Below are 26130 nucleotides of genomic sequence, written 5' to 3'. Positions count from 1 at the left end.
TTGTCCGTTTCGCCCGCCCGGGTTACGCAAGCGGGGAGGCACGGTACACAGGGTGACAGGCACCCTTGCGGTCCCAGGGGCCGCACACTGGAGAGAGGCAGGAGCGCACGGCCGTGGACTGGTTCACCGACCCCGGGTACTGGGTGAGCCGGCTGGTCTTCCAGCGGGCTCTGGCTGCCGTGTACCTCGTCGCGTTCCTGACGGCGGCGCTGCAGTTCCGGGCCCTGCTCGGCGAGCGCGGGATGCTGCCGATCCCGAGGTACGTCGCCCGCGTCCCCTTCCGGCGGGCGCCGAGCCTGTTCCAGCTGCGCTACTCGGACCGTCTCTTCGCGGGCTGCGCCTGGGCGGGCTGTGCGGTCTCCGCGGCACTGCTGGCGGGCGCGGACTCCGAACTCCCGCTGGGGGCCGCAATGGTGCTGTGGCTGGTCCCCTGGGCGCTGTACCTCTCGATCGTCAACGTCGGCCAGACCTGGTACGCGTTCGGCTGGGAGTCGCTGCTCCTGGAGACCGGCTTCCTCGCCGTCTTCCTCGGCAACGACGAGGTGGCCCCGCCGGTCGTGGTGCTCTTCCTGCTGCGCTGGATCCTGTTCCGGGTGGAGTTCGGGGCGGGGCTGATCAAGATGCGCGGGGACGACTGCTGGCGCAAGCTCACCTGCCTCCACTACCACCACGAGACCCAGCCGATGCCGGGCCCGCTGAGCTGGTTCTTCCACCACCTGCCCGGGCCGGTGCACAAGGCGGAGGTAGCCGCGAACCACGTCACCCAGCTGCTGGTCCCCTTCCTGCTGTTCACCCCGCAGCCGGTCGCGACGGCGGCCGCGTCCCTGATGATCCTCACCCAGCTGTGGCTGGTGGCCTCCGGCAACTTCTCCTGGCTCAACTGGATCACCATCGTGCTGGCCGTGTCGGCGCTCCGCCTCCCCACGGACCGCCGCACGGCACCCCCCACTCCGCTCTGGTACGAGGTGGTCGTCCTCGCCGTGGCCGCGCTGCTCCTCTTCCTGAGCTACCGCCCGGTGGTGAACATGGTCTCCCGCCGCCAGGTCATGAACCGCTCCTTCGACCCCCTCCACCTGGTCAACACCTACGGCGCGTTCGGCAGCGTCAGCCGGATCCGCTACGAGGTGGTGGTCGAGGGCACGCTGGACGGCACCCCGCGCGAGGAATCGGACTGGCGGGAGTACGAGTTCAGGGGGAAACCGGGCGATCCCCGGCACTGGCCGCGCCAGTTCGCGCCGTACCACCTCCGCCTGGACTGGCTGATGTGGTTCGCCGCCCTCTCCCCCGCGTACGCCGGGGACTGGTTCGGCGGTCTGGTCGAGCGCCTCCTGGAGAACGACCGGGACACACTCCGGCTGCTGCGCCGCTCCCCCTTCCCGCCCGACGAGCCCCCGCGCTTCGTCCGCGCCCGCCTCTTCCGCTACCGCTACACCAGCCGGCGGGAGCTTCGGGAGACGGGCGCGTGCTGGGAGCGGACGTACGTACGGGAGTTCCTGCCGCCGACCCGGCTGGCGGGGACGGCTCAGAGGCCGTAGACCCGGGCGGCGGTGGTCTCGAAGACGGCGCTGTGGTCGGTCGGGGCGACCAACTGGTGTGCCGCGTCGAGGACTTCGCCGTAGGTCCCGGCCAGGACGCACACCGGCCAGTCCGAGCCGAACATCAGGCGGCCGGGACCGAAGGCGTCCAGGACCGCGTCGGCGTACGGGCGCAGGTCGTCGACGGTCCAGGAGGCGGGGTCGGCCTCCGTGACCATGCCGGAGAGCTTGCAGACGGTGTTGGGCCGGGCGGCGAGGGCGCGGACGGCGGTGGACCAGGGTTCGAGGGTGCCGGACGCGATGGGGGGCTTGCCCAGGTGGTCGAGGACGAAGGTGAGGTCCGGGTGGGACTCGGCGGCCTTGACGGCGGCCGGGAGCTGGCGGGCCTGGACGACGAGGTCGTAGACGAGGCCCACGTCCGCGAGCGCGGCCAGGCCCCGGGCGACGTCCGGGCGCAGCAGCCACTCCGGGTCGGGTTCGCCCTGGACCTGGTGGCGGATGCCCTTCAGGTAGGTGCCGCCGGGGAGTTCGCGCAGGCGGGCGAGTTCGTCGGCGACGTCCGGGCGGGTCAGGTCGGTCCATCCGACGACTCCGGCGACCAGGTCGTGGGCGTCGGCGAGGGCGAGGAACTCGGGGGTCTCCTCGGGGACGGTGACCGTCTGCACGAGGACCGTGCGGGTGACCCCGGCCGCCGCCGCCTCGGGTGCGAGGTCCTCGACGGTGAAGTTCCGCCGGAGCGGCTGGAGTTCGGGTCCGGCGATCCAGTCCTGGTCCCGTACCGAGAGGTCCCAGAAGTGGTGGTGGGCGTCGATCGTCATGGCAGCTCCCATACGACGGGCAGGCCGGCCTGCGAGCCCGCCTCGGAGTAGTCGTGGACGACGTCGAGGAGCTCGGCCATCCGGGCCTGCCAGGCCACGTTGACCGGGAGCTTCTCCAGTTCGGCGAGGAGCCGGCCGTAGTCGGCGCAGTCCAGGACGTGGAAGAGGTCGGTCCCTCCCCCACGCTCGGCTTCGCTCGCGCGGGGGGACCCCCATCGCCAGATGGTCCAGGAGATGGCGCCGGCGGCCCGGATGGCGTCGGTGAGTTCGGCGGGCACCTCGCGGTGGGCCGCCTCGTACTCGGGGATGCGGTCGGCCCGGACCCTGGTGTGCAGGGCGACCCTCATGACCGGTCCAGCGTGGGTACGGGGGCGTCGGCGGGCAGCAGGCCGGAGGCGTGCAGCTCCTGCCAGAAGGCGGCGGGGACGTGTGCGGCGAACTGCTCGGCCCCGTCCGCGATCTCGGCCGCCGAGCGGGCCCCGACCAGGACGCTCGCCACGGCCGGGTGGGCCGCGCAGAAGGCGAGGGCGGCGGCACGCAGCGTGGTCCCGTGTTCCTCCGCGAGCGCCTTGAGGCGCAGGGCGCGGGACAGCAAGTCGTTCGAGACCTGGGCGTAGTCGTAGGTGGCGTCGGGTTTCGGGTCGGCGAGCAGACCGGAGTTGAAGGCCCCGCCGATCACCACCGAGGTGCCGCGTTCCGCGGCGGCCGGAAGCAGGTCGGTGAGGGCGCTCTGGTCGAGGAGGGTGTAGCGGCCGGCGCACAGCACCACGTCGACGTCGGTGTCGCGGACGAACCGGGTGAGCATGGCCGTCTGGTTCATGCCGGCGCCGATCGCGCCCACGACACCCTCGGCGCGCAGCTTCTCCAGGGCCGGGTAGCCCTCGCGGAAGGCCTGTTCGGCGTGGTCGTCGGGGTCGTGCAGGTAGACGACGTCGATACGGTCGAGGCCGAGCCGCTCCAGGCTGGTCTCCAGGGTGCGGCGGATGCCGTCGGCGGTGAAGTCCCAGACCCGGCGCAGGGTGTCGGGCACGGCGAAGCCGTGGGCGAGGTCGTCGCCGTCGCCGGGCCCCGGTTCCAGGCGGCGGCCGGCCTTGGTGGAGAGGGTGTAGGCGTCCCGGTCGTACTGGCGCAGGGCCTCGCCCAGCCGTCGCTCCGAGAGCCCCAGGCCGTAGTGCGGGGCGGTGTCGAAGTAGCGGATGCCGTGCTGCCAGGCGGCGGTGACGGTGTCGTACGCCTGCTGGTCGGGGAGTTCGGTGTAGAGGTTGCCGATCACGGCGGCGCCGAGGCCCAGCGGGCTGACCCGGACGCCGCTGCGGCCGAGGGCGTTCACTGGCCCACCGGCCGCAGCCTGAGGCCCTGCATGCCGCCGTCGACGGCGAGGGAGGTGCCGGTGGTGGCGCCGGAGAGCGGGCTCGCCAGGTAGGCGATGGCGCCGGCGACCTCGGCGGGCGAGACCAGGCGCCCGCCGGGCTGCCGGGCCTCCAGGGCGGCGCGCTCGGCGGCCGGGTCGGACGCCCTGTCCAGGAGGCGGCCGATCCACGGGGTGTCGGCCGTGCCGGGGTTGACGCAGTTCACGCGGACCCCCTCGCGGACGTGGTCGGCGGCCATGGCCAGCGTCAGGGAGTACACGGCGCCCTTGGTGGCGCTGTACAGGGCGCGCTGCGGCAGGCCGGCGGTGGCGGCGATGGAGCAGGTGTTGACGATCGCCGCGTGCTCGGAGCGGCGCAGGTGCGGGAGGGCGGCGCGGGCCGCGCGGACCATGCCGAGGACGTTGACGTCGAAGACGCGGCGCCACTCGTCGTCGTCGTTGTCCTCGACCGTGCCCTGGGCGCCGATGCCCGCGTTGTTGACCAGGACGTCGAGGCCGCCCAGTGCTTCCACGGCGCTCGCCACGGCCGTCCGCACGGACGCGTCGTCGGTGACGTCGGCCTGGAAACCGAGCAGCGGCTTCTCGACGGCGGACGGGTCGAGGTCGAGGACGGCGACCTGGGCACCGCGCGCGGCGAGCAGTTCGGCGGTGGCCCGCCCGATCCCGGAGGCGCCGCCGGTGACCAGGGCCCTCAGACCCTCGAAGTCGGTCATGCCGCCTGTCCCTTCTGTGTTTCGGGGTCGGCGGCCCAGAAGGTGCCGCCGGGGTAGGTGTACTCCGCGACGGACTCCGGCAGCAGGGCGGCCGAGAAGCCCGGTGCGGTGGGTGCCGCGTAATGACCTTCGCGGATCACCACCGGGTCGCGGAAGTGGTCGTGCAGGTGGTCGACGTACTCGATGACCCGGTCCTCGGTGGTGCCGGAGACGGCCAGGTAGTCGTACATCGAGAGGTGCTGGACGAGTTCGCACAGGCCGACCCCGCCCGCGTGCGGGCAGACCGGGACCCCGAACTTGGCGGCCAGCAGCAGGACGGCGAGGTTCTCGTTGACGCCGGCGACCCGGGCCGCGTCGATCTGGACGATGTCGATGGCACCGGCCTGGAGCAGCTGCTTGAAGACGATCCGGTTCTGTACGTGCTCGCCGGTGGCCACCTTCACCGGGGCGACGGCGCGGCGGATCGCCGCGTGGCCGAGGATGTCGTCGGGGCTGGTGGGCTCCTCGATCCAGTACGGGTCGAACTCGGCGAGGGCCTTGGTCCAGCGGATCGCCTCGTCGACGTTCCAGCGCTGGTTGGCGTCGATGGCCATGCGGATGTCCGGGCCGACGACCTGGCGGGCGACCCGGCAGCGTCTGATGTCGTCGTCGAGGTCGGCGCCGACCTTGAGCTTGATCTGCCGGAACCCGTCGGCGACCGCCTGGGCGGCCAGCCGGGTGAGCTTCTCGTCGTCGTAGCCGAGCCAGCCGGCCGACGTGGTGTAGGCGGGAAAGCCGTGGCCGAGGAGGCGGGCCCGCCGCTCCTCGTCACCCTCCCGGCCCCGCTGGAGGATGTCCAGGGCCTCCTCGGGGGTGAGGGCGTCGGTGAGGTAGCGGAAGTCGATCTGCCGGACGATCCACTCGGGGTCGGCGTCGGCGAGCAGCTGCCACAGCGGCTTGCCGGCGCGGCGGGCGGCGAGGTCCCAGACGGCGTTGACGACCGCGCCGATCGCCATGTGCATCACACCCTTCTCGGGGCCGAGCCAGCGCAGCTGGCTGTCGCCGATCAGGTCCCGGTAGACGGATCCGGGGTCGTCGCAGACCTCGTCGACCGGGCGGCCGAGCACATGGTTCCGCAGCGCGTCGATCGCGGCGACCTGGACGTCGTTGCCCCGCCCGATGGTGAACGTGAACCCGTGCCCCTCGTGCCCGTCGCCCGCGTCGGTGCTCAGCACGACGTAGGCCGCCGAGTAGTCGGGGTCCGGGTTCATCGCGTCGGAGCCGTCGAGCTCGCGCGAGGTGGGGAAGCGGATGTCGTAGGTGTCGACCGCGGTGATGCGGGCGGGGCTCGGGGACACGGATTGCCTTTCCGTCGGGGGGAGTTCGGGACGCGGGCCGGTCAGTCCTGGGCCCGTCCTGTGGTGACACGGGCGATCATGAGCGCGACGAGGATGATGCCCCCGTAGATGGCCTGGATCCAGAACGACGGCACCTGCGCCAGGGTGAGCAGGTTCTGCACGACGCCCAGGAGGAGTACGCCGGTCAGGGCGCCGAACATGGTGCCCTTGCCGCCGTCCAGGCTGATGCCGCCGATCACCGCCGCGGCGAAGACCGTGAAGATCATGTTGTTGCCCTGGTTGGCGCTGATCGCGCCCACGTACCCGGTCTGCATGATGCCGCCGACGGAGGCGAGGACACCGGCCACCACGAACACCCCGAGCATCACCCGGTCGACGCGGATACCGGCGGCGCGGGCCGCGTCGGCGTTGCCGCCGATGGCGTACAGGGCGCGGCCGACCCGGTGGTACTTCAGCACCAGGCCGGTGACCGCGAAGGCGACCGCGGCCAGCCACACCGACATGGGGACGCTGAGGAACGTGGTGGTGGCCAGGGTGAAGAAGCTGTCGGGCATCCCGAAGAGAGTCTTGCCCTTGGTGGCGCCGACCAGCACACCGCGCAGCACGATCAGCATCGCCAGCGTCACGATGAACGCGTTGAGCTTGAACTTGACGACCAGGATGCCGTTGAAGGCGCCGACCGCCGCGCCGACGACCAGGATCGCCACCATGGCGAGGGCGGCCGGGAACTCCGTGCCCCAGCCGGACTCGGCCGACGGCAGGACGAGGAGGGCGCCGACGGCCGGGGCGATGCCGACGACCGACTCCAGGGAGAGGTCGAACTTGCCGGTGATCAGGACCAGCGACTCGGCGAGCACCACCATCGCGAGGGCGGCGGAGGCGCCGAGGATGGAGATCAGGTTGCGCTCGGTGAGGAACGAGTCGTTGACCACCGCGCCGAGCACCATGAGGAGCAACAGGGCTGGCACGAGGGCGAGTTCACGGGCCCGGCGCAGGATGACCGTGCGGGCCGTGCGCGGGTCCGGGGAGCGCACCGGGGTGAGCGGCGGGGCCTTGGTCTCAGCCATGGTCCACTCCTTCGGGCATGGAGTCCACTCCTTCTATGGAGGCGATCAGCTCGTGGTCGTGCCAGCCGGCCGGGTGTTCGGCGACGGTCCGGCCGTGGAAGAGGACGAGGACGCGGTCGCAGCGGCGCAGGTCGTCGAGTTCGTCGGAGACGACCAGCACGGCGGTGCCGTCCTCACGGGCGCTGTCCACGCGGGCCAGCAGCGACTCCTTCGACTTCACGTCGACGCCCGCGGTGGGGTTGACCAGGACCAGCAGCCGCGGCTGCGAGGCGAGGGCGCGGGCCATGACGACCTTCTGCGCGTTGCCGCCGGACAGGTCGGAGACGGGCTGGTCGGGGCCCTCGGCATGGATGTCGAGGCGCTCGATCAGCCCGGCGGCGAAGCCCCGTTTGCGGTCGGTACCGACGAACCCGCCGCGGCCGAGCCGGTCGAGGACGGTCATGGTCGCGTTGTCACCGATGCTCATGCCGGCCACGAGCCCCTGGTCGTGCCGGTCACGGGGCACGAAGCCGACGCCCGCCCGGAGCGCGGCCCGCACGTCTCCGAACGGCAGCCCCCTGCCTTCCAGTTGCGCGGTCCCGGCGGTGGGGGTGCGCAGCCCGGCGATGGTCTCGGCGAGTTCGATCTTGCCACTGCCGCTGGTGCCGGCCAGGCCGACGACCTCGCCGCTGCGTACGGTGAGGTCGATGCCGTCGTACGACTCCGCGGTGAGCCCGCTGGTGCTCAGGACGACGGGTGCCTCGGCGGGCACCGCGTCCCGTGCCGCCTGTTCCCGCCGGGTCACGGCCTCCCCGGCCATCGCCTCCACCAGCGCGGCCCTGGGCAGCTCGGCGACGGGGGCGGTGACGATCCAGCGGGCGTCGCGGAGCACGGTGACGGTCTGGCAGACCTCGTAGACCTCCTGGAGGTGGTGCGAGATGAACAGGAAGGTCACGCCCGAGTCCTGGAGCGCCCGCATCCGGCTGAACAGCCGCTCGATCTCCCGGTTGTCGAGCTGCGCGGTCGGCTCGTCGAGGACGATGAACCGGGCGCCGAAGCTCAGCGCCCGGGCGATCTCGACCATCTGCCGGTCCTCGACCTTGAGGTCGGCGGTGCGCGCCTCGGGGTCGACGCGGACGTCCCAGGTGTCGAGGAGCGCGGCGGCTTCCCTGCGGAGCCGCCGCCAGCTGATGAAACCCCGGTGCAGGGGCTGCCGGTTGATGAAGAGGTTCTCGGCGACCGTCAGCTCCGGCACGACGGTGGGCTTCTGGTAGACGCAGGCCACCTTGCGCCGCCAGGCGTCCCGGTCGGCGAGCGCGGGCGCGGGCTCGCCGTCGAAGCGGACCGTGCCCTCGTCCGGGGCCTGCAGGCCGGTGAGGACGTTGACCAGGGTGGACTTGCCGGCGCCGTTGCGGCCGACGAGGGCGTGGGACTCGCCCGGCAGGACGGTGAGCCGGCCGTCGGCGAGGGCGACGGTGGGGCCGTACCGCTTGACGACGTCCCTGGCCTCAACGAGTGGCGTGATCATTTGACCGTGTTGCCCCACAGCTTCGGGTCGTCCACGTTGTCCTTGGTGACCAGGGGCGCCGGGAGCTGGTCCTCCAGGATCCCGCTGGGCAGCTTGACGATCGTGGAGTCGTGGTCGGTCGGACCGGGCTTGAAGGTCTTCCCCCGCATCGCCGCCTTGATGTAGTACATGCCGTACTTGGCGTAGGCGTCGGCGGGCTGGGAGACGGTCGCGTCGATCTGGCCCTTGCGGATGGCGTCGAACTCCTGCGGGATGCCGTCGTTGGAGACGATCACGATGTGCCCGCTCTGCCCGGCCGTCTTGAGCATGCCCTTGGACTTCAGGGTCTGCAGGGTCGGGGCGAGGTAGACGCCGCCGGCCTGCATGTAGATGCCCTTGATGTCGGGGTTGGCGTTGAGCAGGGTGCCCAGCTGGGAGGCGGCCGTGTCGGACTCCCACTTGGCGGGGATCTCCAGGACCTTGAGATTCGGGTACTTCTTCTTCACGCAGGACCGGAACGCCTCGGAGCGGTCGCGGCCGTTGACCGAGGCCAGGTCGCCCATGATCTGTACGACCTTGCCGCTGGTGACGTGCTGGCCGAGGTAGTCGCAGGCCTTCTCGCCGTAGGCGACGTTGTCGGCGCGTACGACCATGGCGACCTTGCCCTTGTCGGGCGCCACGTCCACGGCGACCACGGGCACGCCCTTGCGCTCGGCCTGGTCGAGGCCCGCCTCGATGGCGGCGCTGTCCAACGGGGCGACGACCAGCCCCTTCACGCCCTGGTTCAGCTCGTTGTTGATGTCGGTGATCTGCTGCGAGGGGTCGCTGTTGGAGTTGACGGTCTTCAGCGCGTCCACGCCCTCGGACGTCGCCATCTTGGGCACGTAGTCGTTGTACGACTGCCAGAACGGCGAGGTCAGCAGGGGCAGGATCACCCCGACCTTGCCGGTACCGCCGCCTTTGGCGCTGTCGCTGCCGGTGTCCTTGGTGCTGCCGCACGCGGCGAGCGCGAGCGAGGCTCCGACGGCGACGGCCGTGGCGGCGATGATCCGGGACCTGTTCCGCTTCCTCAGTGTTCTGCCGGGCATCTTGGCAGCTCCTCATCGAGCGTGTTCGAGCAGATGCCCGCATACTTATCAGACCACTCGGCGGATTCAACACCCCGCGGACGCTTATTTTCCGTAGATGGACCGTCGAACGAGCCATAGTGGTCGGACCACCTCGCTGGTTAGACTTCGGCGCACCGGAGACAGGAGGAGCGGTGTGGACGAGACGGCGCCACAGAAGGGCACGGTGACGCAGCGCGCCATCGAGCGCATCAAGGCGATGATCGCGGAGGGCCGCCTGGAGCCGGGCCAGCGGCTGCCGACGGAACGGGACCTCGCCGCCCAGCTGGGCATGTCCCGCAGCTCCATGCGCGAGGCGATCCGCGCGCTGACGGTCCTCGGCGTCCTTGAGGCCCGGCACGGATCGGGGATCTACGTCACCCAGCTGGAGGCGGGTGACCTGCTGGAGACGTTCGGTGTGGTCGCCGACCTGTCCCGCGGGCCGCAGCTGGTGGAGCTGCTGGAGGTGCGGCGGGTCCTCGAGTCGACGGCGACGGCGCTGGCCGCCGCACGGATCACGGCCGATCAGCTGGCCGAGGTGGAGAAGCACCTCAAGGCGATGAACGCGACGGACGACCCCGAGGAGATCCTCGCGCACGACCTCGCGTTCCACCGGGTGATCGCGGGGGCCGCCGGGAACGACACGATGGCCGCGATCCTGGAGGGTCTGTCGTCCCGGACGTTCCGGGCCCGGGTGTGGCGGGGGTACGAGGAGGAGGGGGCGTTCGACAGGACGCGGCGGGAGCATGCGGCGATCCACCGCGCCCTCGTCGCCCGGGATCCGGAGGCGGCGAGGGCTGCGGCGGCTGCGCATGTCGGTGAAGTGGAGGAGTGGCTGCGCGCACAGCTCGGCACCTGAGCGGACGCGCCCGAAGGGGCGCTGGGGGTACCCCCGGCCGAAGGCTGGGGGAGGAACTGCGCGACCAGCCCCCCACGCACCCGCAGTCACGACACTGCGCCAAGCGCTCCGCTGGAAGTGCTGCGAAATGCCGTCGGTCAACTGCGGCGCCGACGTGGCTGGTCGCGCCCACGCGGCGGAGCCGCACATGAATACAGCCCCGCGCCCCTTCGGGGGCGCTCAGGCTCGCCGGAGTCGCAAAGTCACCAACTCGAACGGGCGCAGGCGCAGTTCGACGCTGTTGCCGGCGCGCTGCGGCGCGTCGGGGAGCGGTCGCTCCAGGAGGTCCGTCGTCGTGACATCCGCGACCTCGAACCCCGCCGTCAGCGTCGCGCGGGCCCTGCCCCCGTGCGCCTCGTGGAAGCGGACCACCACGTCGCCGCTCCCGTCGTCCGCCAGTTTCACGGCCGTGATCACCACCGCGTCGTTGTCGACCGTGACCAGCGGAGCGACGTCGTTCGCTCCCGTCACCCGGCGCTCCGCCAGGTTGATCCGCCAGCCCTCGCGGACCGCGTCCGCGATTGCCGCGCCCGGCACCAGGGCGTGCCGGAAGCGGTGGATGCCCTGGTCGGTCTCGGGGTCGGGGAAGCGGGGGGCGCGCAGCAGGGATGCGCGGACCGTGGTGGTCGTGCCCTGGTCGCCGTCCGTGCGGACGCTGCGCGTGACGTCATGGCCGTAGGTCGAGTCGTTGACGATCGCCACGCCCCAGCCCGGCTCCTCCAGGTGGACGAAGCGGTGGTTGCAGGCCTCGAACTTCGCCGCCTCCCATGAGGTGTTGGTGTGGGTCGGGCGGTGGAAGTGACCGAATTGGGTCTCGGACGCGTACCGTTCGGCGTGCACGTCCAGGGGGAAGGCCAGTTTCAGGAACTTCTCCGTCTCGTGCCAGTCGACCTCCGTGTCGATCAGCAGCCGGCGCTCCCCCGGCTGCAGGGACAGCACCTGGGTGACCCGGGACGAGCCGAAGGACCGCACGATCCGGACGCCGTCCGCGCCGGCCGTCAGCTCGTCGGTCTGGGTGAGGTCCGTGACCGCGTTGCGGTAGAAGGCGTCGACGTCCCAGGCGTCCCACATGTTCGGGAAGTCCGGGTGGAGCTGGAGCAGGTTGGCGGCCGTGCCGGGGGCGATGGTCTCGCGGTCGGCGTCGAGGTCGTACGCGGACACGACGAGGCCGCGGGCGTCGATCTCGACGCGCAGGAGGCCGTTGGCGAGGACGTGTCCGCCCTCGGGCCGGTCCGACACGGTCACCTCGCCGGACGGCTGCTCCCGCGCCGCACCGCCGGCGGGGACGCCGCCCCGGCTGTGCGGGGCCGCGTTGAACAGCAGCGGCCGGTCGCCCTCCCCCGCCAGGGCCCGCTGGGCCGCGTCGATGATCCCGGTGAGTTCGGCCGCGAGCCGCTGGTAGGTCGCCCTGGCCTCCCGGTGCACCCAGGCGATCGAGGAACCCGGCAGGATGTCGTGGAACTGGTGGAGCAGGACCGTCTTCCAGATCCGGTCCAAGTCCGCGTAGGGGTAGCTGAATCCGGTGCGTACGGCCGCCGTCGCCGCCCACAGTTCGGCCTCGCGCAGCAGGTGTTCGCTGCGCCGGTTGCCCTGCTTGGTCTTCGCCTGGCTGGTGAGGGTGGCGCGGTGCAGTTCGAGGTAGAGCTCGCCGACCCAGACGGGCGGGTCCGGGTACTCGGCCTCGGCCTTGGCGAAGAACTGTCCCGGGGTCTCCCAGACGACCGTCGGTGCGCCCTCCAGGTTCCGTACCCGGGCCGCCTTGGCGACCATCTCGCGGGTCGTGCCGCCGCCTCCGTCGCCCCAGCCGGTGGGTGCGAGGGAGTGCCGGGCCCGGCCCTTGTCCTTGAAGTTGCGGGCCGCGTGGGCGAGTTCGCTGCCCTTCATGGAGCAGTTGTAGGTGTCGACGGGCGGGAAGTGGGTGAAGATCCGGGTGCCGTCGATGCCCTCCCAGTGGAAGGTGTGGTGCGGGAACTTGTTCGTCTGGGACCAGGAGATCTTCTGGGTGAGGAGGCGGGTCGAGCCCGCCGCCCTGATGATCTGCGGAAGTCCGGCGGCGAAGCCGAAGGTGTCGGGCAGCCACGCCTCGTCGTTCTCGATCCCGAACTCCTCGAGGAAGAACCGCTTGCCGTGCACGAACTGACGGGCCATCGCCTCCGAACCCGGCATGTTGGTGTCCGACTCCACCCACATCCCGCCGGCCGGCACGAACCGCCCCTCGGCGACCGCCTTCTTCACCCGCGCCCACACCTCGGGCCGGTGCTCCTTCACCCAGGCCCACTGCTGGGCCTGGGACATGGCGAACACGAAGTCGGGCTCGTCCTCGACGAGGGCGGTCATGTTGGCCGTGGTGCGGGCCACCTTGCGGACCGTCTCGCGCAGCGGCCACAGCCACGCCGAGTCGATGTGCGCGTGCCCGACCGCGCTGATCCGGTGCGCGGAGGGCACGGCCGGGGTGGCGAGGACCTGGGCGAGACGGGAACGGGCCTCGGCCGCCGTGCCGTTCACGTCCTGGAGGTCGACCGCGTCCAGGGCCCGATCGACCGCGCGCAGGATCTCGTGGCGACGCTGTGCGTCGGCCGGCAGTTCGGCCATCAGCTCGCCGAGCACCTCCAGGTCGATGACGAGCTGCCACACGGTCTCGTCGAAGACGGCGAGGTCCATCCGGGTGAGCGTGTACTGCGGTTCGTGCCCGGCGGTGTCCTTGTCGCCGAGCCAGGTGGGCCGGAACGGGTGGTAGTCGAGGATCACGGGGTTGGAGGCGGCCTCGATGTGCAGCCTGACCTGTTCGCCGCCCTCGGCGGGGGCGCCGACGCGGACCCACTGGTTGCGCGGGTTGAGGCCCTTCACCGGGGTGCCGTCGGAGCGGTAGACCAGGCCCTCGCACTGGAAGCCGGGCATGTTCTCGTCGAAGCCGAGGTCGAGGAGGGCCTCCACGGTCCGTCCGGCCCACTCCTCGGGGACGGTTCCGGTCACCCGGAACCAGCTGGTGCCCCACGGAGCACCCCACCGGGCGCCCACCGCGATCGGCTCGGGCTCGGCCGCGAGCCCCTCGTCGACCGGCACGGGCTCGCCGGGCGCGTGCCACACCGCGACGTCGAGCGGCACGGACTCGGGGTACACGGCGGGGCGGATGCGCTCGTCGAGGACGCGCCTCAGGCGGGCTTCGACCAGGCTGCGGTCGTCATGCATGTGGGGTGCTCCGTTTGTTGGTTACCGGTTACCAGGTGTGCGTGACGGTGACGGGATCCGACGAGGTGTACAGCTCCCCTACGGCACGCACTTCGAACCGTCCCGTCGTCTCGCCCTGCTCCGGCTGGAGGCCGGTCAGGTAGTAGGCCCGCTGGCCGGTGGCGCCGAGGAAACGCCGGGTGCCGTCGGGGAGGAGGCGGTGCAGGGTGTACTGCCGTACGGCGCCGGGTGCCGCGTCCCACGCGAGGCGCAGGTTGCCGCCGTCGGCGGCCGTGATCCGCGGGCGGGCGGGAGCGGCGGGGGTGCTCGCCGCCTCCCGTACGGCGATGCCGCCGAGCCGCCAGCGGACCGGCCCGGCGGTCGCCGTGAGGCGGACACCGAGGGCGTGGACCGTGCCGGAGAGTGCGGTGAGCGGCACGGTCGCGGTCGACCAGCCGTCGCCGGAGTCCACCGGCACAAAGGTGTACGGCGGTGCCGCGCCGGCACCGCCCGGCTCCGCGGTGGCGATGGCCAGTTCGACGTCCACGCTCCCAGCGTCGGTCCGGTACGTCAGCTCGACAACCGTCCGTGCCGTGATCGGCAGCCGGGTCGCGTAGAGGTCGAGCACCGCGGGCTGGTCCAGGGCACCGTCCACCAGCACGCTGCTGCCGCCCCGCCAGGCGTCGGCGAAGTCGAAGGTCACGGCCGGCCGGGTGCCGGACGTCCGGACCGCCCAGCGCCGGGACGGGAGCCGGTCCTGCAGGCCGAGGTGGTTCCAGGGCGTGTCCGAGGCGACCTCGCCGTTCTCGTACCAGCGCAGCCCGTGCCCGGTGTTGAAGACGCTCGCGAACGGCACCGCCGTCACCGTCGAGCGGTCCGCGACCGACACGGCCGGCGCCCGCCAGGGGTCCGTGCCGTCGGGCCGGGACGGGTCCAGCGACCGCCCGGTCCAGAAGCGGTCGTCGGCGGCGTGGAAGTCACCGGGGGTACGGCTCGCGGGCAGGTGGTTGCGGGTCCACTCGGGCCGGTAGAAGCCGACGGACGTGAGGTGCGCAGAACCGGTCGGGACCATCGCGTCCCAGTTCACGGAGGTGTCGGAGCCGTTGGACTCGACGTCGACCCCGGCCCACAGCTCGTAGCGGCTGCGGCCGAGCTGGACCGCCTTCGTGCCCGAGGAGGCGAGGGTCGAGGCGCTCCACCGGAAGTCGACGAACATGTCGTCGGCGGCCTGGAAGAAGGCCTGGTTCTGGCTGTTCAGCGCGCCCTGCCAGCTGACCGTGCCGCTCACGGTCATCGCGTCGTACCAGGTGACCCGCTGGCCCCGGACCGCGGCCAGCGACTTGAGCTCGGTGACGAAGCCGAGCATGGCGGTGCCGAGGGCGGTGTTGCCGCCGCCTGTCTCGGCGTTCACGAACCAGCCGTCGAAGCCGTAGGCGGCGGCCAGGGCGACGAGCTGGGCGGCGAGCGGGTAGTGGCCGCCGGCGTCCTTCTGGACCAGGTCGCGGGTCCACTGGAGCTGGCCGCCGTAGGCGGTGGGCGGCAGGAAGATGTTGCCGAGGACGGGGACGCCGTGCCGGTGGGCCGCGTCGACGATCGGCGCGTTCGGGGCGAGGATCAGCCCTTCTCCGGCCGAGCCGCCCCAGAAGACCAGTTCGTCGAGGTAGGCCCAGTGGGTGAGGGCGTAGTAGTCGGCGGTGGCCGAGCCCTGGGAGGGGTTGCCGGACGTCGGTCCGAAGGACACCAGCGACTGGATGCGGGCCTGGCCGGAGCGGGCGGTGGTGTTGGCGGGGGTCGGGGTGAAGCGGGTGGCGAGCGGCACGGAGGCGGCGTTGAAGGCGAGGTCGGGGTCGCCGGCCGCCGTCCAGGTCTTCAGGCTGCGCCAGGTGATGCCGGCGCCCGGGCTGCCGGAAGGGAAGGAGTCCGGGTAGAAGTAGGACGCGTAGGGCGGGGTGGCCGTGGTGGCCGCGGCGGTGGCCTTCCGGGTGGTGGCCAGGGCGGGGGTGGGTGCGAGGGCCGCCGCGGTGGCGGCGATGAGGACGGTGCGTCTGCTGGGGTTCACGAGCGGGTGCCTCCTTGTGGGGTGGGGAGAACCTGTTCGGGGGTGACGACCTCGGTGATGCCGCGCGCGGTGAGATGGTCCCGGTCGGCCGCGCGGGTGTCGAGGACGGTGGTGGGGCGGGCGCCGTCGGCGGCGAGCCGGAACCAGGCGTCGAAGACGGGTCCGCCGGGGGCGTTGTGGGAGCGCAGGGCCGGGTCGGCGGGCACGACGAGCGCCGTGGAGCGGGGACGCGGCGCGGCGGGCTCGACCGCCGCGAGGACGTGGGCGATGTCCTTGGGCTTGCGGTCGTTGGTCAGCAGGCCGAGCCCGTATTCGAGTTCGGGGAAGTCGGCGAGGCTCCGGCTGACGTCGTGGGAGCACCACCAGGTGACGCCCCACAGGCCGGGGCAGTCCAGGACGGCGCTGATCGTCGCCTCGGCGAAGGCGGCCGCGTGTTCGGCGGGGATCAGCGGCGCGGGGGCGCCCACCTCCTGGAGCCAGACGGGCCGGTGGACGTCCTCGGCCCAGGCCTTGCTCAACTCGACGAGATAGGCGGCGTGCTGCTCGGTCTGCGGGGCGGTGCGGCCGTGCCGCTGGGCGGTGCCGTCGAACACCCAGGAGTGCACGGCGGTGACCGCGCCGAGGCGGGCCGAGTGGGCGGGGGTGAAGGGCTGGTCGTCCTGGTACCAGGCGGCGTCGTAGGAGGCGTGCAGGTGCAGCCCGCCGGGGGCTCCCTCGGCGCAGGCGGCCAGCAGCCGGACGAGCCACTTCGCCGCGTCGGCCGCGCCGATCCGGTCGGGATCGGGGTGCGGTCCGGCGGCGAACTGGTTGATCTCGTTGCCGATGGTCATCCCTATGAAGTTGGGCCGGTCCGCGAGGGCCGCGGCGAGCGTGCGCAGGTAGGCGGCCTCGCCCTCGACGACCTGCGGGTCGGTGAAGAGGTTGCGCCGGTGCCAGGTGCGGGTCCAGGCGGGCAGGAAGTCGAAGCTGCTCAGGTGTCCCTGGAGGCCGTCGACGTTGACGTCAAGACCGCGCTCCGCAGCCGCGTCGGCGAGGGCGACGAGCTGCTCCACCGCACGGGGGCGGATCAAAGTGCGGTCGGGCTGGAAGTAGGGCCACAGCGGGAAGACCCGGATGTGGTCGAGTCCCAGCGCGGCGATCGAGTCGAGGTCGGCGCGCACCGAGTCCAGGTCGAAGTCGAGCCAGTGGTGGAACCACCCTTCGCTGGGCGTGTAGTTGACGCCGAAGCGCACGGCAGGAGGCATGCGGTCTCCTTGCGGGAACGGGGTGTTCAGCCTTTGACGGCGCCTTCGCCGACGCCGCGGAAGAAGTACCGCTGGAGGCAGGCGAACAGGACGATGAGCGGGGCCACGGCGATCACGGTGCCGGCGGCGACGAGGCGTTCGTCGTTGGCGAAGGTGCCGTGCAGGTAGTTGAGGCCGATGGTGAGCGTGAACCTGGAGGGGTCGCTGAGCACGATCAGCGGCCAGAGGAAGTCGTCCCAGGCACCCATGAAGGCGAAGATCGCGACGACGGCGACGGTGCCCCTGACCGACGGCAGGGCGATCCGCAGGAACCGCTGCCAGACGTCGGCGCCGTCGACGTAGGCCGCTTCCTCGATCTCGTAGGGCAGGTTGAGGAAGGCGTTGCGCATCAGCAGCACGTTCATGGCGCCGATGGAGCCGGGCAGGACGACGCCGATGAGGGTGTTGTTGAGGCCGAGTTCGCGCATGGTGGTGAACTGGGCGATGATGATGCCCTCCACCGGGACGAGCATCGCGAGGATGAAGACCAGGGTGGCGATCCGGCGGCCGCGGTAGCGCAGCCGGGCCAGGGCGTACCCAGCGAGTGCCGAGCCGACGCAGTTGGTGACGACGCTGGCGCTCGCGACCTTCAGGGAGTTGAGGGCGTAGTCCCAGACGGGGATGGTGTCGGCGACCCGCCGGTAGTTGTGCAGGGTGGGGTGTTCCGGCACGAAGCCGGGCGGCGAGCTGAAGATGTCCTCGGTCGGGCCCTTGAGCGAGGTGGACAGCTGCCACAGGAACGGGCCGACGGTGACGGCCAGGACGAGCAGCAGCAGGGCGTAGCGCAGGACGAGTTCGCCGATCCGGATGCGGCGGCCGTGTTCGTCGGTGACGCGCGCCTCCTTGGCCCGGGGCACGGTCCGCACGCGTTCCTCGGTGACGGTCATGTCCGCTCCCTCCGGTCGGCGCGCAGCACGAGGAGCATCAGGGCCACGGTCACCACGAAGACGACGACGGAGAGCGCCGAGGCGTAGCCGACCCTTCCGGTCAGTCCGGTGCCGGTCCGCTGGACGAGCATCACGAGGGTGGTGTCCTCGCCTGCCGGGCCGCCGTCCGGGCCCGCCAGCAGGTAGACCTCGGAGAACGTCTTGAAGGCGGCGACCGAGGAGAGCGCGGCGACCAGCACCATGGTGGAGCGGACGGCGGGCACGGTGACGGTGAGGAAGCGGCGGACCGCTCCGGCGCCGTCCACGGCGGCGGCCTCGTGCAGCTCGCGCGGCACGTTGGCGAGCGCCGCCAGATAGATGATCATGTAGTAGCCGAGGCCCTTCCAGACCGTGACCGCCATGGCGCTCAGCAGGAGCAGCCACTGGTCGCTGAGGAAGCCGACCCGGCCGATCCCGACGGTCTCGAGCAGCGAGTTGACCAGGCCGCGTTCGTCGAGGAGCCACACCCAGACGAGCCCGACCACGACGACCGAGGCGACCACCGGGGTGTAGAAGGCGGACCGGAAGAAGGTGATGCCGGGGATGTTCTTCTGCACCAGCAGGGCGAGCAGCAGCGGCAGGACGACGAGGGCGGGCACCACCCCGACGATGTACAGGATGCTGTTGCGCAGGCCGGTCCAGAACATGTCGTCGTGGATCAGCTCGCGGAAGTTGGCGAGGCCGACGAAGCGGCCCGGGATCAGGGTGCGGCGGTCCGTGAAGGAGTTGACCACCGTCGAGACGAACGGGTAGAGCACGAAGGCGCCGACGACCAGCAGCCCGGGGGCGGCGAACAGCCAGGGGCTGGTGGGCAGTTGGCGCCGCACGCGGGACACGTCGGCCATCGGGGTCTCAGCCCTCCTGCTGGAGCAGCCGGTCGCAGGCCCTGACAGCGTTGTCGAGGGCCGCCTTGGGGCTCTCCTTGCCCTGCAGCGTCTTGGCGACCTCGTTGCGCAGCGCGGTCTTCATCTGGTCGCTGAACAGCACCGGCGTGTAGTTGACCGCGTTCTTCAGCGACTTGGCGGCGGCGATGCGCACCCGGGTCTCGTCAGTGCCGTCCTCCTTGGTGAAGTACGGGTCGTCGAGGGAGCCGGCGGTGCTGGGGAAGATGGCGACCTTCTTGGCGAAGGACATCTGGTTCTGCGCGTCGGTCACGAAGTGCGCGAAGGCGACGGCGGCCGCCGTGTGCCTGGTCCGGGAGTTGACCATCACGCCCATCACGTACATGTTGACGTGGCCGGTGCTGGTGATCTGGTCGGTGATGCCGATGTTCTTGTACAGGTTCGGCGCCTGCTTCTTGAAGTTGTCGAGGTCGAGGGCGCTGCCGGGGTTCATGGCGACGGCCCCGGTGAGGAACTTCTTGCCGGTGGACTCGGGGGTCGCGGTCAGGGCCTGCGGGTCGAGCGCCTTGGCGTCGTACAACTCCTTGTACCTGGTGAGCAGTTCGACGCCCTTGGTGTCGTTGAAGGCGAATCCGTTCCCCGCCTTGTTCATCAGCTGCGAGCCGTACCGCCCGAAGTCCTCGATCGTCGGCACGTTGGCGAGGGTGGCGACCTTGCCGTCGCTCTGGTGCGCCATCTTCAGCGCGTCGGCGAAGAGTTCGTCGTACGTCTTCGGCGGCTGTTCGGGGTCGAGCCCGGCCTGCTTGAACAGGGTCTTGTTGTAGAAGAGCGGCCCGGTGTTCAGGTACCAGGGGAAGGCGTACGTCCCGCTCGTCCCCGGTATCCGATGGCTGGCCCAGGCTCCTGCCAGGTACTCGGACCTGTACTTGGCCGCCGCCTTGTCCAGGTCGAGGGCGAGGCCCGCCTTGGCGAGCGGGGCGACCAGGTCCGGGGAGACGTTGACGACGTCGGGGAGGGTGCCGCCGGCCGCGTCCGCGCTGATCTTGTCGGCATAGCCCTCGGCGGGCTGGTCGATCCACTTCACGTGGGTGCCGGGGTACTTCTTCTCGAAGTCCGCGACCAGGCCGTCGAAGTACGACTTGAAGTTCGCGCGCAGGTTCCAGGTCTGGAAGGTGATGTCGCCCTCGACCTTGCCCGAGGCGTCGGTGGAGCCGCCGTCGTCCCCGCCGGAACCGCAGGCGCTCAGCGGCAGGGCGAGGACGGCGGCAGCGGCGAGGGCGAAGGCTCTGCGGGAGATGCGCATGGTCCGTTGCTCCTTTGCAGCGGGGTCGGCCGAAGGTGCCGCGCCAGACCTTGCACGCCGTTTTGACGCCACGTCAATGGATTCGGCGGAGCTAAAGACATTAGTGACTCAAAACCCCTGCTCAGAAAGGTGTTACGGACGCATTGCCACGGATCACTAATGCGCTTTAGGGTGTGGCGACTCAAGCGCATTAGCAGATCGCGGTCCCGAACCGAATGAGGAAGTGAGTTGGCGGAGAAACGCAGCCCCGCGCGCCGGCCGACGATGAAGGACATCGCGCGCCGCGCCGGGATCTCCGAGAGCGCGGTCTCCTTCGCGCTCAACGGCCGCCCCGGAGTCTCCGAGACGACCAGGGCCCGGGTCCAGCGGGTCGCCGAGCAGCTCGGCTGGCGCCCCAGCACGGCCGCCCGCGCCCTGTCCGGCGAGGGTGCGGCCACGGTCGGCTTCGTCCTCGCCCGCCCCGCGCACTCGCTGGGCGTGGACTCCTTCTTCCTGCAGCTGGTCTCGGGCATCCAGGAGGTGCTCGCCGAGCGCCATCTCGGGCTGCTCTTCCAGATGGCGGAGGACGTGGCCGACGAGTGCGCGGTCTACCGCCGCTGGTGGGCCGAACACCGGGTCGACGGCGTCCTGGTCGTCGACCCCCGCGCCGACGACCCCCGCCCCGACCTGCTCGACGAACTGGGCCTGCCCGCCGTGGTGATCGGCGGTGCCCCCGACGAACGCCACCCTGAACTCTCCACGGTCTGGGCGGACGACGCGGCCGCGATGGCCTCGGTTGTCGACGAGCTGACCCGGCTGGGTCACCGGCGCATCGTGCACATCGCCGGCCTGCCCGGCCTCGCGCACACCCAGCGCCGGATCCGCACCCTGCGCGCCGAGGCCGACCGGCGCGGCCTGTCCGAGGTCCACTCGGTCACCACCGACTACTCCGACGCCGAGGGCGCGGCCGTCACCCGCGGCGTCCTGCGCGCGACCCCGCCGCCCACGGCCCTCATCTACGACAACGACGTGATGGCCGTGGCCGGCGTGGCCGCGGCGGCCGAACTCGGCTGCACCGTCCCCGCCGACGTCTCCGTCGTCTCCTGGGAGGACTCGGCCCTGTGCCGCATGGTCAAGCCCTGGCTCTCCGCCCTCTCCCGCGACAGCACGGAGTTCGGCCGCACGGCCGCACGGGAGCTGACCACCCTGCTGGACGGCGGCACGGCCCGGGCGGTACGGGTGCCGGTGCCGCGTCTGACGGTCCGGGGCAGCACGGCACCCGCACGCGCCTAGAGCGAGCCGCGGCGGCCTCCTGCCGGGCTCACCTGCGCCAGTCGATCTTGAACACCCACACGTGCCGTCCCGCCCGCCGGGCTGCCTCGGGCACGTCGACCACCAGGGCGCCGTGGGAGAGCGTCCAGGTCAGGGGGCGGCCGTGGCCGAGCATGGTCACCTTGTCGCCGGGGCGGACCGGTACCGGGGCCTCGACGGTGAGCCTGGTGCCCGGCCGGGTGAGGGAGTGGATGTAGAAGGCCTCGTCCGGGCGGACCGTGAAGCGGAGGTCGTCGCCCAGCTGGGGCATGCGCGACCAGTACGTGGTGCCGTGGATCGCCTCGCCGTTGACGGCGAGCCAGGCGCCCGTCTCGCGCAGCCGGGTCTGCATGATCTCCGGGATGGTGCCGTCGGCGCGCGGGCCGATGTCCAGGAGGAAGTTGCCGTTCTTGGAGACGATGTCGACCAGGCTGTGCACGACCTCCTCGGTGGTCATGTAGGCGTCGTCCGGGGTCTGCCGGTTGTAGCCGTAGCTGCGGGGGTCCAGGCCGCGGCTGGCCTCCCACTTGGCGACGACCGTGTCCGCGTACGTCGTGTACTCGGGCGTGGTGAAGTCGTGGAAGCCGATCCCCGAGCGGTCGTTGACGGTCACGTCGACGGGACGGGCGCGGTTCTTGGCGTGGTTGAAGTACTCGGCGAGGACGTCGACGCTGTCGTTGGCGCCGCCGATGTCGCACCAGATGATCTCCGGGTCGTAGCCGTGGATCAGTTCCAGCATCTGCGGGGCCTGGTAGTCCCGGACGAAGTCCTTGCCGGAGGTGTAGCCGGTGTACGGCAGCGGATCCAGGGTGTACGGGTTGCGTGGGGCGTGGCCCATCCAGGGGCTGTCCGGGTTGAACCACTCGGGCATGGAGAAGTAGAGGCCGCGGTGGAGTTCGGGCGTGTACCGCCGGGACGCCTCGAACAGCTCCTTGACCAGGTCCCGTTTCGGGCCGAGCCTGACGGCGTTGCGGTCGGAGACCTTGGTGTCCCACAGGGCGAAGCCCTCGTGGTGCTTGGAGGTCAGCACGTGGTACTGGGCACCGGCGTCGCGGAACAGCTCCACCCAGGCACGCGGGTCGAACTTCTCGGCCGTGAAGCGCGGGATGAAGTCGTCGTAGGCGAAGTCCGCGCCGTAGGTGTCCCGGTGGTAGGCGTACGTCGGGTTGTCCGGGTCCTGCATCTGGTCCCAGTACCACTCGGCGTACTGCACCCCGACCGGCGCCCACGCGGGCACCGAGTACACGCCCCAGTGGATGAAGATGCCGAACTTGGCGTCGTTGAACCAGTAGGGCGCGCGGTGGCCGGCCAACGAGGTCTCGGTGGGCCCGTAGTCGGCGGTGCCGAGCGTCAACGTACGTCGGCTGGACGCGACGTGCGCGCCGCGGCCGTGGACGGTGACCGTGCCGTCCTGTTCGGTGCCGGGCACGGTGCCCGTGCGGTTGCGGATGCCGACGCGGACGCGTGCCTGTTCGCCGGGGTCGAGGCGGTGGATGCGGGCGGGCTCGACGGTGCGGGCGCCGGGGACGTCCACGCGTACGGACACCGCGTCGCCCGCGAGGATCGCGACGGTGCCCGCGTTGACGACGGTGGCCTCGACGCTCTGGGCGCCGGTGGTGTCGAGCAGGGAGCTGGTCGACCGCGTGTCCCGCAGGGTCAGCGCCCGCCCCTGGGCGACGGGTTGCAGGGAGAGCGCGAAGACGTGCAGGGCGGTCCTGCCGGCCTCCGCCGGGTTGGTGACCGGCAGGGTGAGGGCGACGGCCTCGCGCTGCGGGTCGATCCACACCTCGGAGGTGCCGATCCCGACGCTGTGCGCGTCCTTGCCGCCGTCCGGCTGGTAGCGGTACGGCGCCGACAGGGGCCCGCCCACCGAGTACCAGTCGCCGCCGCTCAGGCCACCGGTGCTGGTCGTGCCGTCGGCGTAGTGGACCGTGGCCGTACCGGAGGCGTTGCCGTAGCTGCCGGCGGTGAGGAAGAGCGCCGAGAGGTAGCGGCCCTTGGGGAGGTCCAGGCGCTGGCCGAGCGCGACGACGTTGTTCCTGGCGCCCGCGGTGGCCGCCGGGAACTCGAAGGGGATGCCGTCGACCTCGACCCGGCCGGCCGGGAGTTCCTCGCCCGGGAACGTGTAGCCGGAGCCGTCGAAGTCACCGCCCCGGGCGGCGGCGGTGTCGATGCCATCGTTGTCATAGAGGGAGTCGAGCGGTACGGGAACGGGGTCGGGGACGGGAACCCAGGACGACACGGACTCCGCTTCGGCCCGGTCGCCGTCCGCCCCTGTGCCGTCCGCCCCGGCGGCGTGCGCCTCGGCCGGTACCGCGAGGGGCAGGGCGACCGCCGCGGCGGCACCCGCCGCGATCCCCAGGACCTGACGTCTTGGACAAGGAGACATGCTCATTGCGCGGCTCCATTCATCGGATGTCTGATGATCGAGCGGGCGCAGAGGCCTGTCAATGGGGCCTGCACGAGCAAGAGTTGACCCAGTGATCGGATGACCCCCGAGGAGAAGGCGGTCGCCGACGGCTGCGCCCCGGCGGATCAGGTCCCTGCGACCGGGAGCCGGGACTCTCGACGTGGAGCCCCGCGACCGGGCAGAGTGCCCTTTCGTACCGACGAGTAAGCCCCCTTCCCGCACCCCGAGGAGTGCCCGTGACCGACTGGGCCGGACGGACCGCCGCCGAGATCGCCGCCGCCGTACGCGAGAAGCGGGCCACTCCCCGGGAGGTGGTCGCCGGGCACCTGGAGCGGATCGCCCGGCTGGACGGGCGGATCGGCGCGTTCCGCAAGGTCCGGGCGGACGCGGCACTGGCCGAGGCGGACGAGATCGAGGCCCGTGCCGACCTCGCCGAACTCCCCCTCGCCGGGGTGCCGTTGGCGGTGAAGGACAACCTGGCGGTGCGCGGCGAGGCGCACCTGGACGGTTCGGCCGCGATGCCGGACACGCCCGCCGGCGCGGACCACGTCACCGTGGCGCGGCTGCGGGCGGCGGGCGCCGTGGTCATCGGGCTGACCAACGTGCCCGAGCTGTGTGTCTTCGGCACCACCGAGGGAGCCCACGGCATCACCCGCAACCCGTGGGACACCCGGCGCAGTGCGGGCGGCTCCTCGGGCGGCAGCGCGGCCGCGGTCGCCGCCGGGCTGGCGCCGATCGCCCTCGGCAACGACGGCATGGGCTCGCTGCGCATCCCCGCGGCCAACTGCGGTCTGGTCACCATCAAGCCGGGGTTCGGCGTGGTGCCGGCCGGGATCGGCAACGGCGACTGGTTCGGCATGTCGGAGAACGGGCCGCTGGCGACCACCGTGGCGGACGCCCGGCTGATGCTCTCGGTACTGGCGGAGAAGGAGTTCGAGGACGCCGCCGGGCGCGCCCCGCTGAAGATCGCCGTCTCGCTGCGCAGCCCGCTGGTGGGCGTGACCGTCAGCAGACCGTATACGAAGGCGGCGACGGAGGCGGCCGGGCTGCTCGCAGGCACCGGGCACGAGGTACGGCGCGCCGAGCCGCCCTACCCGGTGTCGATCGGGGTCACCGCGATCCGGCACTGGACCGCCGGGACGGCCGTGGACGCCGCCGGCCTGGACCCCGCCCTGCTGGCCCGGCGGACCCGGGTGCACGCGGCCATCGGGCGCCGCTTCCTGCGCGGGGTGCAGGCGGGCGACGCCCGCGAGCGGCTGCGGGCACGGCTCACCCCGTTCTTCACCGAGCACGACGTGCTGCTCACCCCGGCCCTGGCCCGCCACGCCCCGAAGGCCGGCCCCTGGCACGAGCGCGGCTGGCTGCGCAACGCCCTGGCCGGGTCCAACCACTCCCCCCTGACCCCGGCCTGGAACCTCACCGGCTGGCCGGCGATGTCGGTCCCGTTCGGCACGCTGCCCTCGGGCGCGCCCTGCGCCGTACAGCTGGTGGGCCGGCCGGGGTCGGAGGCGGTCCTGCTGGAGCTGGCGCGGCAACTGGAGACGCTGCGGCCCTGGCAGCGGACGGCACCGGTCGGCTGAGCGCCGCGACGGGCCGTCGTTCGAGCACGGCGCCGTCGCGGCCGGCCCCGCAGCTCCTCCCGCATCAGGCAGTGGAGTGCCCCTCGAGGGGTGCTACGCCCCCTTCGGCTCGGTCATCCGGCGGGCGGCCTCCACGACCGCCGCGCGGTGCAGGGCGAGCCGCTCCTCGTTCCAGGACTCGCTGATCTCCTTGGGATCGACGCCCTCGGCGGCCCAGAACCAGGCCTGGGCCGCGGCGAGCACCAGGGTCAGGAGGTCGTCGGGGGCCATGGCCGGGTCGAGGTCGCCGCGCTGCTGCGCCTGGGCGACCAGGGCCGCCTTGTTCCGGAAGGCGTCCTGTTCGAGTCCGGTGGCGGAGGGACGCTCCAGCAGCTTCCACAGTCGCAGGCGCATCAGGTCCGGCCGGGCGACCAGGTGGTCGAAGACCGCTCCGGCGTATCCGGGCAGGTCCTCGACGTCGAACGGCACGGACTCGGCGCCGGCCGTCATCGCCCGGGTCAGCACCTCGTCGAAGAGCTGTTCCTTGTTGCCGAAGTAGACGTAGATCAGCCGCTTGTTGGCCCCCGCGGCCTCGGCGATCCGGTCCACCCGGGCGCCGGCGATGCCGTACGCGGCGAACTCGCTGAAGGCGGCGTCGAGCAGCCGGGCCTTGGTGGCGCTGGAATCCCGTGACATGACCATCACCCTACCAAGTAACTATCCAGTTATTGACATGCCGGACCAGGCGGCTTACGGTCAGGGTATCTATCCAGTTAGTTATGGAATTGAGGAACCAAGCGGCGGCGCTACCTGGAGGAGAACATCGCCGCCACCGGGATCACCCTCACCGCCGACGACCTCGCGGCCATCGAGGCAGTCGCCCCGCACGGCGTGGTCACCGGCGAGCGGTACGCACCGGAGCACATGGGGACCCTCGACGGCTGACCGCCGACGCTGCCCT

General features: G+C 71.7%; 20 protein-coding genes. 4 read left to right on the top strand and 16 right to left on the bottom strand.

Going from position 1 to position 26130, the window contains the following annotated elements; translation table 11 throughout:
- Positions 1–113 precede the first annotated feature (113 nt).
- A complete protein-coding gene (locus ACZ63F_RS01690; protein ID WP_469707691.1) occupies positions 114–1535 on the top strand; it encodes a lipase maturation factor family protein in 1422 nt (473 codons plus the stop codon).
- Here ACZ63F_RS01690 and ACZ63F_RS01685 read toward each other — a convergent pair.
- From ACZ63F_RS01685 to ACZ63F_RS01650, 8 genes are read right to left on the bottom strand one after another with little or no spacing between them, the layout of a single operon-like run.
- Positions 1523–2353, bottom strand: coding sequence for an amidohydrolase family protein (locus ACZ63F_RS01685; protein ID WP_469707690.1), 831 nt, complete (start codon positions 2351–2353; stop codon positions 1523–1525). The two genes, ACZ63F_RS01690 and ACZ63F_RS01685, sit on opposite strands and share 13 nt — an antisense overlap.
- Positions 2350–2700, bottom strand: a complete 351-nt coding sequence (locus ACZ63F_RS01680) for an L-rhamnose mutarotase (RefSeq protein WP_469707688.1) — start codon at positions 2698–2700, stop codon at positions 2350–2352. Before ACZ63F_RS01680 ends, ACZ63F_RS01685 begins: the two co-directional genes overlap by 4 nt.
- The gene (locus ACZ63F_RS01675; protein WP_469707687.1) at positions 2697–3683 is read right to left on the bottom strand and encodes an aldo/keto reductase; all 987 of its coding nucleotides are present in this window, start codon (positions 3681–3683) and stop codon (positions 2697–2699) included. Before ACZ63F_RS01675 ends, ACZ63F_RS01680 begins: the two co-directional genes overlap by 4 nt.
- Positions 3680–4435 (bottom strand): SDR family NAD(P)-dependent oxidoreductase, encoded by a 756-nt coding sequence (locus ACZ63F_RS01670; protein WP_469707686.1) that lies wholly within the window; start codon positions 4433–4435, stop codon positions 3680–3682. The genes ACZ63F_RS01675 and ACZ63F_RS01670 overlap by 4 nt, the downstream gene beginning before the upstream one ends.
- Positions 4432–5772, bottom strand: a complete 1341-nt coding sequence (locus ACZ63F_RS01665; protein WP_469707684.1) for an L-fuconate dehydratase — start codon at positions 5770–5772, stop codon at positions 4432–4434. Before ACZ63F_RS01665 ends, ACZ63F_RS01670 begins: the two co-directional genes overlap by 4 nt.
- Positions 5773–5813: 41 nt before the next feature.
- On the bottom strand, positions 5814–6839 hold the full coding sequence (locus ACZ63F_RS01660) for an ABC transporter permease (RefSeq protein ID WP_388601099.1): 1026 nt from the start codon (positions 6837–6839) through the stop codon (positions 5814–5816).
- Entirely contained in the window at positions 6832–8346 is a 1515-nt protein-coding gene (locus ACZ63F_RS01655) for a sugar ABC transporter ATP-binding protein (protein ID WP_469707682.1), read from the bottom strand. Before ACZ63F_RS01655 ends, ACZ63F_RS01660 begins: the two co-directional genes overlap by 8 nt.
- A complete protein-coding gene (locus ACZ63F_RS01650) occupies positions 8343–9413 on the bottom strand; it encodes a sugar ABC transporter substrate-binding protein (protein ID WP_469707680.1) in 1071 nt (356 codons plus the stop codon). Before ACZ63F_RS01650 ends, ACZ63F_RS01655 begins: the two co-directional genes overlap by 4 nt.
- Before the next feature lie 175 nt (positions 9414–9588).
- On the opposite strand from ACZ63F_RS01650, the gene ACZ63F_RS01645 reads away from it, so the two are divergent.
- Positions 9589–10290 carry a FadR/GntR family transcriptional regulator gene (locus tag ACZ63F_RS01645; RefSeq protein WP_469707677.1) on the top strand — a complete coding sequence of 234 codons (702 nt, stop codon included), beginning with the start codon at positions 9589–9591 and terminating at the stop codon, positions 10288–10290.
- Between the two features lie 219 nt (positions 10291–10509).
- On the opposite strand, the gene ACZ63F_RS01640 is transcribed toward ACZ63F_RS01645, so the two are convergent.
- The 6 genes from ACZ63F_RS01640 to ACZ63F_RS01615 are packed head-to-tail and all read right to left on the bottom strand — an operon-like array spanning position 10510 to position 19910.
- A complete protein-coding gene (locus ACZ63F_RS01640; protein ID WP_469707675.1) occupies positions 10510–13518 on the bottom strand; it encodes an alpha-mannosidase in 3009 nt (1002 codons plus the stop codon).
- Between the two features lie 28 nt (positions 13519–13546).
- Entirely contained in the window at positions 13547–15556 is a 2010-nt protein-coding gene (locus ACZ63F_RS01635) for an endo-beta-N-acetylglucosaminidase (protein WP_469707673.1), read from the bottom strand.
- Positions 15553–16800, bottom strand: coding sequence for a glycoside hydrolase 5 family protein (locus ACZ63F_RS01630; protein ID WP_469707672.1), 1248 nt, complete (start codon positions 16798–16800; stop codon positions 15553–15555). The genes ACZ63F_RS01635 and ACZ63F_RS01630 overlap by 4 nt, the downstream gene beginning before the upstream one ends.
- 26 nt (positions 16801–16826) lie before the next feature.
- A complete protein-coding gene (locus ACZ63F_RS01625) occupies positions 16827–17726 on the bottom strand; it encodes a carbohydrate ABC transporter permease (RefSeq protein WP_469707670.1) in 900 nt (299 codons plus the stop codon).
- Positions 17723–18610: a carbohydrate ABC transporter permease gene (locus ACZ63F_RS01620; protein WP_469707668.1), complete on the bottom strand. Its 888-nt coding sequence runs from the start codon at positions 18608–18610 to the stop codon at positions 17723–17725. Before ACZ63F_RS01620 ends, ACZ63F_RS01625 begins: the two co-directional genes overlap by 4 nt.
- Positions 18611–18617: 7 nt before the next feature.
- Entirely contained in the window at positions 18618–19910 is a 1293-nt protein-coding gene (locus ACZ63F_RS01615) for an ABC transporter substrate-binding protein (protein WP_469707666.1), read from the bottom strand.
- Between the two features lie 264 nt (positions 19911–20174).
- Here ACZ63F_RS01615 and ACZ63F_RS01610 point away from each other — a divergent pair, with 264 nt between their 5' ends.
- Positions 20175–21182: a LacI family DNA-binding transcriptional regulator gene (locus tag ACZ63F_RS01610; protein ID WP_469709285.1), complete on the top strand. Its 1008-nt coding sequence runs from the start codon at positions 20175–20177 to the stop codon at positions 21180–21182.
- Positions 21183–21210: 28 nt separating this feature from the next.
- Here the strand turns inward: ACZ63F_RS01610 and ACZ63F_RS01605 are convergent, their stop codons facing one another.
- The gene (locus tag ACZ63F_RS01605) at positions 21211–23589 is read right to left on the bottom strand and encodes an alpha-L-fucosidase (RefSeq protein ID WP_469709283.1); all 2379 of its coding nucleotides are present in this window, start codon (positions 23587–23589) and stop codon (positions 21211–21213) included.
- A 257-nt stretch (positions 23590–23846) separates the two neighbouring features.
- Here ACZ63F_RS01605 and ACZ63F_RS01600 point away from each other — a divergent pair, with 257 nt between their 5' ends.
- Positions 23847–25190 (top strand): amidase, encoded by a 1344-nt coding sequence (locus ACZ63F_RS01600; protein ID WP_469707664.1) that lies wholly within the window; start codon positions 23847–23849, stop codon positions 25188–25190.
- A 93-nt stretch (positions 25191–25283) separates the two neighbouring features.
- Here ACZ63F_RS01600 and ACZ63F_RS01595 read toward each other — a convergent pair whose 3' ends face one another.
- A complete protein-coding gene (locus tag ACZ63F_RS01595) occupies positions 25284–25865 on the bottom strand; it encodes a TetR/AcrR family transcriptional regulator (RefSeq protein ID WP_469707662.1) in 582 nt (193 codons plus the stop codon).
- Positions 25866–26130: the final 265 nt, after the last annotated feature.

It is taken from the genome of Streptomyces sp. NPDC104761 (assembly GCF_055583445.1).
This window is presented reverse-complemented; position numbering and strand designations above follow the sequence as displayed.